At 36.6% G+C, this 13,551-nt stretch carries 12 protein-coding genes, 3 tRNA genes and 2 pseudogenes; 4 read left to right on the plus strand and 13 right to left on the minus strand.

Annotated features, from left to right (window positions below):
• Positions 1 to 100 precede the first annotated feature (100 nt).
• Together H6G41_RS10575 and H6G41_RS10580 are read right to left on the minus strand one after the other, a co-directional pair.
• Positions 101 to 571: pseudogene (locus H6G41_RS10575) on the minus strand (2OG-Fe dioxygenase family protein); the annotation flags it as partial.
• A gap of 475 nt (positions 572 to 1,046) precedes the next feature.
• Positions 1,047 to 1,715, minus strand: a complete 669-nt coding sequence (locus H6G41_RS10580; RefSeq protein ID WP_190746160.1) for a 2OG-Fe dioxygenase family protein — start codon at positions 1,713 to 1,715, stop codon at positions 1,047 to 1,049.
• Between the two features lie 240 nt (positions 1,716 to 1,955).
• On the opposite strand from H6G41_RS10580, the gene sfsA reads away from it, so the two are divergent.
• Positions 1,956 to 2,681: a DNA/RNA nuclease SfsA gene (gene sfsA / locus H6G41_RS10585; RefSeq protein WP_190746269.1), complete on the plus strand. Its 726-nt coding sequence runs from the start codon at positions 1,956 to 1,958 to the stop codon at positions 2,679 to 2,681.
• Between the two features lie 82 nt (positions 2,682 to 2,763).
• On the opposite strand, the gene H6G41_RS10590 is transcribed toward sfsA, so the two are convergent.
• From H6G41_RS10590 to nifH, 6 genes and pseudogenes are all read right to left on the minus strand, one after another.
• Complete coding sequence (locus tag H6G41_RS10590; RefSeq protein WP_190746161.1) at positions 2,764 to 4,302, minus strand: slipin family protein; 1,539 nt, start codon at positions 4,300 to 4,302, stop codon at positions 2,764 to 2,766.
• Between the two features lie 48 nt (positions 4,303 to 4,350).
• Positions 4,351 to 4,674, minus strand: a pseudogene (locus H6G41_RS10595) (YdeI family protein); the annotation flags it as partial.
• Between the two features lie 1,078 nt (positions 4,675 to 5,752).
• Positions 5,753 to 5,827 (minus strand) — tRNA-Leu (locus H6G41_RS10600).
• Between the two features lie 26 nt (positions 5,828 to 5,853).
• A tRNA-Thr gene (locus H6G41_RS10605) sits at positions 5,854 to 5,928 on the minus strand.
• Between the two features lie 2 nt (positions 5,929 to 5,930).
• Positions 5,931 to 6,001 (minus strand) — tRNA-His (locus H6G41_RS10610).
• Between the two features lie 266 nt (positions 6,002 to 6,267).
• Complete coding sequence (gene nifH, locus H6G41_RS10615; RefSeq protein WP_190746162.1) at positions 6,268 to 7,158, minus strand: nitrogenase iron protein; 891 nt, start codon at positions 7,156 to 7,158, stop codon at positions 6,268 to 6,270.
• Between the two features lie 1,725 nt (positions 7,159 to 8,883).
• Between nifH and H6G41_RS10620 the strand changes: the two genes are divergently transcribed.
• The 3 genes from H6G41_RS10620 to H6G41_RS10630 all read left to right on the plus strand — a co-directional run bounded on the left by H6G41_RS10620 (position 8,884) and on the right by H6G41_RS10630 (position 10,206).
• On the plus strand, positions 8,884 to 9,183 hold the full coding sequence (locus H6G41_RS10620; protein ID WP_190746163.1) for an RNA-binding protein: 300 nt from the start codon (positions 8,884 to 8,886) through the stop codon (positions 9,181 to 9,183).
• 217 nt (positions 9,184 to 9,400) lie between these two features.
• Positions 9,401 to 9,595, plus strand: coding sequence for a 30S ribosomal protein S21 (rpsU, locus tag H6G41_RS10625; RefSeq protein ID WP_190746164.1), 195 nt, complete (start codon positions 9,401 to 9,403; stop codon positions 9,593 to 9,595).
• Between the two features lie 74 nt (positions 9,596 to 9,669).
• Positions 9,670 to 10,206 carry a hypothetical protein gene (locus tag H6G41_RS10630; RefSeq protein ID WP_242037879.1) on the plus strand — a complete coding sequence of 179 codons (537 nt, stop codon included), beginning with the start codon at positions 9,670 to 9,672 and terminating at the stop codon, positions 10,204 to 10,206.
• A gap of 40 nt (positions 10,207 to 10,246) precedes the next feature.
• Here the strand turns inward: H6G41_RS10630 and H6G41_RS10635 are convergent, their stop codons facing one another.
• The 5 genes from H6G41_RS10635 to H6G41_RS10655 all read right to left on the minus strand — a co-directional run bounded on the left by H6G41_RS10635 (position 10,247) and on the right by H6G41_RS10655 (position 12,556).
• Complete coding sequence (locus H6G41_RS10635; RefSeq protein WP_190746165.1) at positions 10,247 to 10,756, minus strand: hypothetical protein; 510 nt, start codon at positions 10,754 to 10,756, stop codon at positions 10,247 to 10,249.
• A gap of 121 nt (positions 10,757 to 10,877) precedes the next feature.
• Positions 10,878 to 11,210, minus strand: a complete 333-nt coding sequence (gene trxA, locus H6G41_RS10640; RefSeq protein WP_190746166.1) for a thioredoxin — start codon at positions 11,208 to 11,210, stop codon at positions 10,878 to 10,880.
• 254 nt (positions 11,211 to 11,464) lie between these two features.
• Positions 11,465 to 11,770 carry an RNA-binding protein gene (locus H6G41_RS10645; RefSeq protein ID WP_190746167.1) on the minus strand — a complete coding sequence of 102 codons (306 nt, stop codon included), beginning with the start codon at positions 11,768 to 11,770 and terminating at the stop codon, positions 11,465 to 11,467.
• A gap of 174 nt (positions 11,771 to 11,944) precedes the next feature.
• Entirely contained in the window at positions 11,945 to 12,154 is a 210-nt protein-coding gene (locus H6G41_RS10650; RefSeq protein ID WP_190746168.1) for a hypothetical protein, read from the minus strand.
• Between the two features lie 147 nt (positions 12,155 to 12,301).
• A complete protein-coding gene (locus tag H6G41_RS10655) occupies positions 12,302 to 12,556 on the minus strand; it encodes an RNA-binding protein (RefSeq protein WP_190746169.1) in 255 nt (84 codons plus the stop codon).
• Between the last annotated feature and the right edge of the window lie 995 nt (positions 12,557 to 13,551).

Consider the following 13,551-nt stretch of genomic DNA (forward strand, 5'->3'; position numbering starts at 1 on the left):
TACATCAACTTTTAAATGAAGGAGAGTTAATTATTAAATGGGGGCGAAAACTCAAAAATAAAGGCGACGCTGTTATCACAATTTAAATGCACAACAGCTTATTATCTCGATTCACAGAGAAGATACCAATAAAATCTGTACCATCACTATGGATACCTTCAGGTGCAGGATTACCCATATTCTCAGGGGAACAGCTAATTCTAATCTGATGCACTCCTATTTCTGCTTCGGGATGAAGTTTACATGAATCAGTGAATGCGAACACCAAGCTTTTAAATATATCTAGTTCTATCAGCGCATCATCTAATTCTGCAAACTCTCTTTTAATATCTCCCATTAATGGATTGTAATCTTTGCTTTGATAAAAATAACCGTGAGGTAGTTTAACTAATTTATCGCCGACAACTGTAAATCTGGATAATCTTCGCGAGCGATAATTCCCTTTAATATAAGGGTCTACAGGCAAATTGTTAAAAAATGGTTTAAACCCTTCTAGCTTGATGGAATTTACCTTTCTGAGAGTAAACAAAAAGGCATATTCTAATTCCGTCACTCTCTGAACTGTTTGCATAGGATTTACCTACTTGCAGATTGCAACCCTCCTAACTTTTTTGATTTCAGGAGGCTGGTAATATCTATTGTATGCTAATATTTCTTAAAATGTCTTAGAAAACACTACAAAATATACCAAACTATGGTAAAGAGATTTTGTGCTATTTAAGCACAAGTAGTTTCTTAAGCAACAGTGCGATCGCACATTTGCTGTTACATTGGCCTAAGTATTATTATTGAGGCATTTCATTGATGTAGCAACTAGAGAAATTCAGATAGATAAATCACTATTAGCCATATTATTTCCTGTTCAACATTAAAAAAGCTGGGTAAATGACTACATTCAATTCCCCAGCTTTTATAGATTGCCAAATATTTTAGCTAGATTAATTATTCCGCCAATTTAAAGTCATTAAGAGTTATAAAAAAGATGAATCTGTAGGTTTGCGGCTTCCCTTTCTCATGACAATCTATGCTTCTATTATTTAATACTATTAAATAGAAAGCAAACTAGGAGAAGTTAGTACAAAAACATCCCATGTTCCTGGCTCTGGAATCTCTGGTTTAATGGGAGCAGCATAATGGAAAAATTCATGGTCATTGACTAATAAAAGTTCTCCCGGATTGAGAATTTTACTAAAAATTGGTTTTTCCTTCTTAGCTGTATATAAACGTGTTTCGCCACCGACAATATTATGTCGATTAACTGAGAAAATACCAATAAAATCTGTACCATCACTATGGATACCTTCAGGTGCAGGATTACCCATATTCTCAGGCGAACAGCTAATTCTAATTTGATGTACTCCTATTTCTGCTTCTGGATGAAGTTTACATGAATCAGTAAATGCGAACACCAAGCTTTTAAATATATCTAGTTCTATCAGCGCATCATCTAATTCTGCAAACTCTCTTTTAATATCTCCCATTAATGGATTGTAATCTTTGCTTTGATAAAAATAACCGTGAGGTAGTTTAACTAATTTATCGCCGACAACTGTAAATCTGGATAATCTTCGCGAGCGATAATTCCCTTTAATATAAGGGTCTACAGGCAAATTGTTAAAAAATGGTTTAAACCCTTCTAGCTTGATGGAATTTACCTTTCTTAGCGTAAACAGAAAGGCATATTCTAATTCCGTCACTCCCTGGACTATTTGCATAGGATTTACCTACTTGCAGATTACAACCCTCCTAATTTGTTTGATTTTAGGAGGCTGATAAGAGCTATTGTATGCTGAGTTTTATTAAACTGCCGTAAAAATAAATACAAAAAATGCCAAACTATGGTAAATAGATTTTCTTCCTCAAGTTGTACTCAAAAAGTAAAAATAGTCATCCTTTAGAGGTAAACTTATGTAGCTCTTAATCATCTCTTTGCTTTGATGCAAGAGATTGTCAAAATTATGGATTGGCTCTATCGCTACCCAACTTTATATCCTGGAATTTTACTAAAGCGCTACAAGCGCTTTTTTGCTGATGTGCAGCTATTAAATGGCGAAATAGTAACAGCACATTGTCCCAATACCGGGCCGATGACTGGAGTATCTACTGTTGGTAGTGCGGTGCAACTTTCTCAAAGTGCTAATCCGAAACGCAAATTAGCTTACACTTTAGAATTAATTCAAGTGGATGATAATTATCCTACTTGGGTAGGGGTGAATACGGCTTTACCAAATCAGATAGTTAAGTTAGCTTTAGCGAGATATTTATTCCCTGAGTTGGGTGAATATAGTCACATCAAGGGCGAGGTGGTATATGGACAAGATAAAAAAAGTCGCGTTGATTTTTTCTTGACAGGAATTGATGCAGAACGCCCAATTTTTTTAGAGGTAAAAAATACAACTTGGTGCCAAGGTAGTTTAGCACTGTTTCCCGATACGGAAACAACTAGGGGACAAAAGCACTTAAGAGAACTGATGGCGCTGTTACCTCAAAGTCGTGCGGTAATGCTGTACTTTATCAATCGAGGTGATTGTACAGAGTTTGCCCCTGGTGATACTACAGACCCTATATATAGTAAGTTGTTACGGGATGCGATCGCTCTCGGTTTAGAAGTCTTACCCTGTCGGTTTGATATCTCTCCCGAAGGTATACGCTATTTAGGTTTAGCAAAACTCAAAATCTGATTCCAACTTAAACAAAAGATGCACGCAGATAACAAGCATTGCTTATCGGCGTGCATCTATATTGATATATATTTTTCTGAGTTTACTGGCGATTTATCTGAATTAAATCGGTTAAAATGCTATCCAAGCTGCCATTAACTTGAATTTTCTCGATTTTCTCAGCAATTCGCTCTAATACTTCCAACTCCTTCAAACGTAATGCAACGGGGTTATCCTCCATTACCTTAGCCGTATTTAACATACTGCGAGTTGCAGCAGTTTCTTCCCGACGACGAACTACGTTGGCTTGGGCGGCTTTTTCCGCTTCTACTACTTTGCTCAAAATAGTTTTGATTTCGCCAGGGAGAATAATATCTTTTACCCCAACTGAATCTATTTCGATTCCGTAGTCGGCGATTTTTTGGCGAATGTAGTCAGAAACACTTCTATCAATCGCCCCTTTATCCTCTAGTAACGTATCTAAGCTTCTTTCGCCTACTGCACCACGCAAAGCAAATTGTAATTCTTTGTACAAGTAGCTCACAATATCTGATAAGCCATTTTTTGCTCTGAGAGGATCGAGGATACGGAAGCCAGCAGTTAAATTTAAGCGTAAAGGCACTTTATCCTTAGAAAGGATATCTTGACCAGATACTTCTAGGGTTTGCTGACGCAAATCAAAGACTTCCGTTTGTAAGGAACGTCCAAACACCCACCAGGCGTGCTTACCTGGCTGAAGTTGGGTTTGAAATTCTTGATTGATATACAGCAAGCCAACATGTTGTGTGGGAACTTCGCAAATATGCAGGCTGTTGCGGCTAAGACTTAAAGCCTCTGGTAAGCCGGAAACTAACTCTGCAACTAGGCGAGATGGTAATTTTGCATCATTGCTGATATCAATTACTTCTACTTCCACACCTTGCCAAAATAGCTTACGACTACATGGCGCGAGAATGGAAATTACTTTGCCTTGATAGCGGATAATTGCTACTTGCTGATTCTGTAATTGTACTATTTCACAGTAAGCAGATACAAAGTCTGGATGTCTCTCAATTAAGACATCTTCTAAAGGAAAGCTGGGATTAGGTACAATCCGGCTAAAATTGCGTACAGAAACAACTCTATCAAAAGACCAGAAAGCATAGTCACCTGGTTCTAGAGGTTGGATAAAGTTGTTTTGCACGTACAGTAAGCCAATTTCATATTCAGAAATTTGGATTTTCTGAATACCACTTAAGGAAGTTCTGCGTAATTTCTGGACAAATTCAGCAGGAATTTCTAAGCTTTCTTCTAAGTTAAATAGATGAGTTTCTACCTCAATAAAACCAAGCCAAAAAGCCCGTAATTGGTTAGGTGAAATACTCAGCCAATTTTGTCCTAGACGGACTAAAGCAGCTTGATTAAATTCTGTACGGACAACTGTTAAGTATTGTTGTAACTCAGAACTGTGATTTTGTAACAACAGTTCTAAGTTCTCAATGTTAGCTTCTGGTTGGTTGAGATCAAAGGTTGTGACTTGCCAATGCCAACCAAAATAATTATAAGTACCAGGTTGTAAGATTTTTTTGAAATCACTGCGGTGATATAAAATGCCAATTTCGTTAGGTTTGATATAGAAAGTTTTCCAAAGAGAAATTTTCATAGATATTTTAGGTAGTCTGAGATGACGTAGAAGATTTAATAAAAACATTTACAACATAGGATTTTTATTTTGTGCTGCTGAATTTATAGTTTGCTGAATTCTTTTTAACCTTGTTTCGGGACGTTTAGCACTTTGAATCCAAGCAAGGATATTCTTCTTGATTGAATTACTAAATGCTTGAAAATATTTATTAGCAGTTTCATTAGCAGCTAATGCTTGTTGTAAATCATCGGGAATAATTAATGCTTCTATGGCATCTAATGTAGTCCAAGATCCATCTTGTTGTGCGGCTATAATTTTTTGTAAGCCAGCGTCAGTCATTAAACTTTGGGCAATAAGTTCTTCTATATACTGCTTATTTAACTTTGACCATGAAAGGTTTCTAGTTGGTTATCAAAGTTTGGCATGGCAAAAATTTATTAGTAAAGAAGTTAACAGCCTTTTACTATATCTGTACACTACATATACTACAATATATTTTTCAACTCTGCAAATATTGGTGTTTACAGAAAGTCGGCGCTCGATTGCTCACTCCTTCTAGGAGTGGGATGAACCGCCCTACCCTTCTCCTGACGGAGATGCTACGGGAACGGTAACGCTTTCAGCAAAAGGGTTCGGCAATCCGCTCATGGGGCATGGGAAAAGCCATCAATACCCAATGTCCGTGAAATTCCACTCCCTTTTAGGGGTGAGATGAGCTTAATGACTTCCCAAATTCCAGAATCAAATTTTAGAACTCCCTAAGCAGCAAGTTGCTTTTGTTGGTGTAATGGAATGGAAATTATAAATTCTGTACCATTACCAAAAAAATAAAGCTGACTGGGTTATTAATTTCCTGTGCTACTCCTGCTACTAACTGACTCAAGCTTGACATTTTTTCAGTTTGAATCAAGTGAGCTTGAGTTTGTTTTAATTATCGTAAAGCTTGCTCTAGTTCTTGTGCTTGCTGTTGCAATGTTTCTTGTTGTTGACTCAGCAGTACAACCTGCATTTTCGCTTGTTGAGATAGTTATATTTGTCGCTAAGGCTGGTTACCTTAGACCTATAAATTGTCTATTTTATTCTTGTTTCTAATTAAAATTACTACTTTGTATACAATTGCCATTGTATTTTAAAACTCTGCAAATGTAAGTGTTTGCAGTTCAGTTGCGGACAAATACATCTCCAAAACTGGATTAAGATTGCTAGTTTTTTCTCAACTACTCCAGGGTAATTAAGAAAAATATAATAGCGCTCAGATATGCCGTTCTTTTTGCCAATTCTCGTAAGCTGAATTTGCTCAATGAAGGACATACTCAAGTTAGGAAGCCATGCATTTATTCGAGCTTCTTTACTGTTACTAATAGACATCACTAGGTAATGGCTAGTAGTAAACACTTACATCACAGAGTTTTGCATAAAGTTAAAGGGGCTACCTTAAAAGGGTAGTGTCTTTTGACCCGGACAGGGTTGGGGCAGAAGGTGGATTTGAACCACCGATTTTTGGAACCTAAATCCAACGAGCTACCAGACTGCTCTATTCCGCAATTTGTCCTTTGACCCGGACAGGGTTGGTTGAAAGTACAGGAATCGAACCTGCAACATATCGATTACGAGTCGATCGCTCTACCAGTGAGCTAACTTTCGGGAGTTTGATGTAGGACTCGAACCTACGCTCAGCCGATCATTTCGGCTTGCTCTACCACTGAGCTAATCAAACGACGGCTTAGTAACGCATTCATCAGCGGTATACGCTCAATCCAGTGGTTGGCGCACCAGTTGGGTATACTGAACCCGAACTATAGCGACATATTTGTATTACTATTCCACTACTTAATGTAACATATAAAAATCTCAGGCGGTAGTGGATAACTACTGATGAAAAATTAGGATATACGAATTGCTACCCATAAATGGATAGCAAACTCTAGTTATACCTATAAAAAAGTGAGGCAGGATGAGAGCTTCCCCACCCTACCAGATTATTTATTTGGTGCTTTCAGCTGGCTGACCAATCATTTTGGCAGCATTTTCTTCACTTTCGAGAATACCGAATTCAATCAATAACTCTTCTAGTTCTTCCATTTCAATTGGGGTAGGAATTTGAAGATTCTGGTTATTGATGATCTTGTTAGCTAAGGTGCGGTATTCGTTAGATTGGTTGCTTTCAGGTGCGTACTCGTTAACAGTCATCCGACGCAATTCTGCGTGTTGAACAATATTGTCGCGAGGTACATAGTGAATCATTTGGGTGTTCAAGCGTTTTGCCAGAGTTTCAATCAGTTCGATTTCTCTGTCAACATTACGGCTGTTACAAATCAAACCACCCAAACGAACACCACCAGTGTGTGCATATTTCAAAATACCGCGAGCGATGTTGTTTGCAGCGTACATCGCCATCATTTCACCAGAGGTAACGATGTAGATTTCTTGTGCTTTGTTTTCACGGATGGGCATAGCAAAACCACCGCATACAACGTCACCTAGTACGTCGTAAGATACAAAGTCAACATCTTGGTAAGCACCGTTTTCTTCCAAGAAGTTAATAGCAGTGATGATACCCCGACCTGCGCAACCTACACCTGGTTCTGGGCCACCAGACTCTACGCACTTCACGCCACGGAAGCCAGTCAACATGACTTCTTCGAGTTCTAAATCTTCAACTGCGCCACGTTCAGCAGCCAAGTGCAAAACGGTGGTTTGAGCTTTACTGTGCAGCATCAACCGAGTGGAATCAGCTTTAGGGTCGCAACCAACAATGAGGATGCGTTGACCCATTTCTGCCATAGCTGCGAGGGTGTTTTGAGAGGTAGTAGACTTACCAATACCGCCTTTACCATAAAAAGCTATCTGTCTGATTTTGCTATCGATAGACATGGTTTGTGTTTTCCTAGAATTAATTGGTTGATGAGAGTGAAAGTTTACCTGGGACTTAACCTTTGGTAATTTTGGTACATAGCGTTTACCAACAAACACACCAGGCAAAAACAGTAAGAGGTTGCATAAAAGAGGATGTAGTTTGCGTTGCCGGAAGATTGCAAAGATGACTTTCAAGCGCTAGCATTCGGATATATTTCTTAGGAATTTCTATCAGCAGAACTTTGACATTAGCATTGGAAATAGTTGTAACTAAATCCCCATCGGTTGCTCAAGCCTTCAGAGTTTTTGCATTAGCAATTTCAACCTTAACAGGGTTTTTGCCCTGTACCCAACCAACCAAGATTGCAGGTTACTCTTAATGGTGGCTACAACTTTCCTGATTTTGCCTGTGCCATAGTTGCTCGATTTGATATCCTAAAATATCGAGCGATCGCTTTTTAGTATTTCTGCTATTTATTCCTCAACAGTCATTTCATCCTATTGCTGTTAATGCAGAGAAATAAATTCTTAATTACAAGATAAATTTCTGCATTTACAACCTTTAACACTATGGCTGAGGCAGTGTATTGGTGAATTTTGCTAATCTAGTTAAATTCCTTAATTTTGGTCAACGGTATCTACTTTTTTGGAAGTTTTATGTTCCTAATAAGCATCTGCCAGAACAGAGTTATGTCCTAAGTTCAGTAACCGTTTTCAATTATTTCGGATTGCCAGGATGTACTAAGAGTCTTGATTTCTCCCTAGGCTCTAAGAGTAATTAGAACTGGCAGTTTAAGTAACTAGATATAGCCAAATGTTACTGGCTATTATCTAAGCAAGATTTGATTGACTTCAAGTACTTACTAAGGTAATTATCTTGCTTATCTGGCTGTTGTTTATCGTTACAAAAAAGCATAACGATATTGAAGCGGACTTACCAGAGCAAAAGGACTTTATCGAGTTTACCTCAATATTGTCTTGAAGTCTTTTTGCATTCTTACTTTTTGATTCCTGTTTTTAGATTAGCACGGATTTATTAATTTATTTCCTCAAATCAAATTATTTTTCTATTTGTCAGGATATTGTTTTTCCGATATTTAACTATTGCTCACATTTAACTTATTTATAATTTATTCACATTATTTACATATATAGGAATCCTATTTGATTTTTGAAAAATCTAATTCGCTAGAAGCTTGCCATACAAGGGTTTGTTTCTAAGTATACCTAGCAAGATTCAAGTATGATTCCTATATATAAATGCATTTTGATTATTGACAAAAATTAAGTACTTGTAGAGTAAGCAATCCCACCATATCAGGGTTTCGGTGGGCAATGCGCCCCTTAATTATTTGTTGCAAAATTAAATATTAGTTTTATATAAAGTATAAATTTTACCAATTTTTATGAGTAAAAAGTTTGAGCATCGCCACCATTTCAACTAAAACAACTAAATAAAATGTTATATATAATACTATATAGCCACATAGAAGACATGGTGCAGTTTGGCAATTTTTCCCGAAAATCAAGCTATAGATAGAAAATTTACCCTTGTACAATCTACAACTCAACCTTTATCGATAGATTCTGTAGAGTGATTGAATATTGTGTTAAGGTTGAAGATGAGAATAAAAATCGGACACAAATTTTGTTTTTATTATTAGCAGGCTTTTACTTTTTGTTATTGACAGGCTTGTCTCCGAAATTTAAATCTCTACACAATTTTAATTTTGGAAACAATTTATGTCACTTTATGTAGGTAACCTCTCATATGAAGTTACACAAGAAAATCTCAATAGTGTGTTTGCAGAATATGGTTCTGTAAAGCAAGTTTCACTACCTACTGACCGTGAAACAGGCCGTTTGCGTGGTTTTGCTTTTGTAGAAATGACTACAGAAGCTGAAGAAAATGCTGCCATTGAAGCTCTCGATGGTGCTGAGTGGATGGGACGTAACTTGAAAGTTAACAAAGCTAGACCCAGAGAAGATAGAGGTTCATTTGGTGGAAACCGAGGTAATTCCAATTTTCGCAACCGCTACTAAACTTTGAACTCGGAAATTTAAATTTTCAACCTGGATTTCTTACAAGCAGTAGGGGCAACTTCACCACTTAACCAGCCCCTACAATCTCTGAGCATCCAGAAAGCTTAAGTTTGAAAACAGCACTTCATAGCCGAAATAAGAAATGAGTCTATCTTGTTGCTCTCCCATTGGCTCAATTACTGAACAAGCAGTAGTAATAATTAGGTAAGGAAATAGAATGACCCAAATAAGAGTAGACGATAATGAAGGAATTGAATCAGCTTTACGTCGTTTTAAGCGCAAAGTTTCCCAAGCAGGGATTTTTCCAGATATGAAGAAGAATCGTCATTTTGAAACACCAGAGCAGAAACGTAAGCGCAAAGAAGTTGCCAGACACAGACAGAATAAGAGAAATTTCCGCAAAGGCATTTAAGTCTAAGCATTCGCACTATCTCTCTATATCGATAACTACTTCAGACGCAGATTAAAAATTGCAACTTTAACGCGATGGTAGTCACCAATTCCCCACAGCAGCAATGTGGGGAGCGTATTCTGGTTGGCTGGCTGAATCAAAATATTCCTAGCATTCCAGATTATTTTTACTTAATCATGCGATCTTATCTATTTATGGAAGCTAAAAAATACAAAATTGATTACAAATTTCATTCAATTAATATTGAAGAAGAATTATTAAGCAGGAAAGCTTATTACTATAAAATTTCTGGTGAATTATGTCATAATAGCGGGTTTGTCAATTCAATTGCTGAGGCAGAAAAAGAAGCCAAAGCAAAGATTGACGAAAAATTTCATCTCATAGAAAAAAAAGCTGCATTACACAGATATTGCGTGATGCGTGATTTTGACAGCTTTGTTGAGTTGTTAAACCAACAACAAGAAATGTCAAAAGAGGTAGCTTATAAAGTTGCTTCTCAACTAGCTTTAGCTTCGACTTTAAAGTCTTTTACCAAAGAATCGTTAAGTGTTGATGCCAATAAATCAGTAGAAGTTAGTGAAGATATCAGCATAGAAGCCTTCCAAGAATAATCAGTGTTACTTGCCTTTTATTAATTAAGTAAACTGATTACTAAAATGTTGGTTGAACCATCTTTGTCAGGTGGTGAGCTTCCAAAGTCCATGCATGATTACATAGTCCGACATCTGGTAATTTTAATTCAAATGGATGGGGTGGTGACTGTATGAGCGGGGGCACAACTTGATTATGAGCTTCAATTAAGCTAACTATCCAAGGAAGAAAATCTAAAATTTCTTTGGGTAATACAGTTAACTCGAAGTCCCATAATAGATTAAGTCCTCGGGATTTCTGCCACTTTTTTCCCATCATGAATTGAAGCGCACTTTTATTAATAGCTAATCGCAAAATGAACGGTCGCAATGGATTAAATTCATCTGGTGCTGTATAAGCGTATATATTTACATAATTAAGTTGTTGTTTATCATCTATCCAAGATGCAATAGGAGAATTACTACTATAGGATGTACTACTTATTCTTACCGGCATCTTCATTGCAACAGCGAATAATGAGTAGAATTCATGCCTGAGTTCGTTAATAATATGTTTGGCTTCTGGTGTCATGGTTACTACACCCGATTATTGTGTAGATTGTATGTATAAGAAAATTTTACAAGGTTAATATAATTATGGTTTAGTACCTCCCAAAAAAATGGGAGCACTAAAGAATATTACCAAAAATAAGCTAAAGAAGTTGAGAAACGGCAGTGCTAAATTGTTCGTAAGGAGAAACGCCGACGATAGTTTCTGCTAATTCAGCATCTTTAAAAATTAAAACTGCGGGAATACTGCGAAGACCGAATTTTTTGAACATCGGTTTGTTATTATCTACGTCTACCTTGACAACTTTGGCGCGACCTTTGTATTCTTGAGCGAGTTGCTCCATTAAGGGAGCAATCAAGCGACAAGGGCCACACCAAGTAGCAGTAAAGTCAACTACCACAACTTTTTCTTCACTTAAAAGAGTTTCAAATTCACTTTCTTGAATATAAGACACTAAATCGGTGTTAGTAGACATTTTTTAATTCCTCATCATTAAAGTACAATTGCAAAAAGATAATTTTTGGCGATATTCTAGCCAAGGAATATTCAATATTTTACCGACAAATGGATACAAAAATTTTCATCAATAAAAGTTGATGAAGAATTGCTAGATATTAGAGTCAAATTTGTTGAGAAAAAAGGCTCAAGCAGAAATGCCTGAGCCGCATAACACATCAAGTTAATTAATTGAACTAACCCGTTAGTTCAATTATCTAAATTTAGTTAAACTTAGTAACGGTTACGGGCACCGTAATTGCCACGGTTACCACCACCAAATGAACCACCTCTGTCTTCTTTAGGCTTAGCTTTATTGACTTTTAGGTCACGTCCCATCCACTCGGCACCATCAAGGGCTTCAATAGCAGCGGTTTCTTCAGCGTCTGTACCCATTTCTACGAAACCAAAACCACGCAGACGACCTGTTTCTCTATCGGTAGGTAGTTGGACTCGCTTGACAGAACCATATTCTGCAAACACTGCATTCAGACTATCTTCTGTAACTTCGTAAGAAAGATTGCCTATATAAACTGACATAGATTGTCTCCGAAATTGTAAATGTGTAGAGATTTAGATTTCGGAGAAAAGTTTGTAAATACCAAAAACAAAAAACCTGTCAATACTAAAAACAAAAGCTGTTAACCGAATTAATTCTCATCTTCTATTATGACATATAAATCAAGTTTTAGGTGAAGGATAGAAAAAATAATGTTAGCTGACTAATTCAACTAAAGCTTCACCCTGAAACCTGACTACGCATGAGACTAAGCAGCCACGATAATGCTCAGATGTAAATACTGAGAGCGTGACATTGTTCTGACCTAGATCTAAAATTTGTTTAACCTTACAGATTTGCCGTTTGTTTTTACAGTAGGCAATGATGCGATCGCCTGCTTTAACATCCAAAGCTTTAATTTTCAATTTCTTCTCACTCCTACAGTCATTCATATAAACCATCAAATCTATTGGGATTTTCTCACCTGCTTTTGCTGAAAATCTCTTTTGGGTTGATCTCAGCAATCACGAGAATACAAACACTTCAGAGTCACAGATACACTGTATATGAGATTAAGCTGCGTCTACGATGGTTTTAGCTCTATTCACTTTTAGACTATAACCCATCCATTCAGTACCTCTTAATCCATTTATTGCTGCTACTTCCTCTGTGTCTGTTTCCATTTCTACAACTGCAAATCCCCTCTTTTCACCTGATTTTTGCTTTGTAGAGACTAAAATTCTCCTCACAGAACCATACATTAAAAAAACTTGTCTGATATCCTCATCTTCAATTGAATGGGATAGATTACCAATATAAACTGACATAGAAAATCTCCGAATTCAAAAAATGTAGAGATTTAGATTTGGAGAGGCATCTATATAGTCACTTGACCAAAAATATTTCTCACTGATTTAATAGTAGCATGATTTAGATTTGAAAAATCTTGAAATTACTCAGAGTGTATAGCAGCTAGGCTCTTCAGCTTTTAATCTTATTCTAAAGTCCGACAATCAAGCTCGTTTATAAAAATAATAAGTATCTAATTCCTTGCAGAAGAGCAACTGATATTTACCTGAAATTCGGAAAATTGACAATATTGACAGGGAAATTTAACTAGAAACAGCAGCATTTTGTAGTTGCACCCACAATTGTTGTTTCCATTTTAATGTTAAGATTTCTGGGACTTTAATTCCCAAAGATTTTAAACAATTAGTTATGTCTTTCTTGCTTAATGAGTTTGGTTCTATTGCTGAAGCAATAAAGCGAGCAAAACTATGTGAGATAAAAGTAGAAATTTGTAAACTTGTTGAAACCTCTATGAAGTATGAAAGTCTTTGATGTAGACATGCGAACCAGGTAAAGCAGCCACTTATAACTTATATGGAAAACCAACACCCATATTCTTAGACTATTCCTAATAATCATGAGATTTACTATCCCCAAGTAAATGTGTTTGATAGCAAATTACTGAGATAAACTGACATCAAAATATCCCGAACCCAATATATTTGTAGAGATTTAGATCCGGGAAGGTGCTACGGGCTTATTCACATAGCCGAAAATATTTCTCTTTGAATTCTCTCTTATCTAAAGATAGCACTTAAATCTATGATGAGTTTTGAGGTACTCCGCAGATATTTATTACCACAAGTACATATCTTTGTAAGCTTGACTGTTAAATGATTGTGGCTTCTGTTTGTGGCTAAAAAAGTTAATTAATATCTAGAAGCATTTGCAGCAATAACGGAGAAACGTAATACAACTTTAACGTATTATTAGGTATTTATAGAGTACTACAAATACTACTAAAATTTTAATT

This window comes from Tolypothrix sp. FACHB-123 (assembly GCF_014697075.1).
GTDB lineage: Bacteria > Cyanobacteriota > Cyanobacteriia > Cyanobacteriales > Nostocaceae > Aulosira.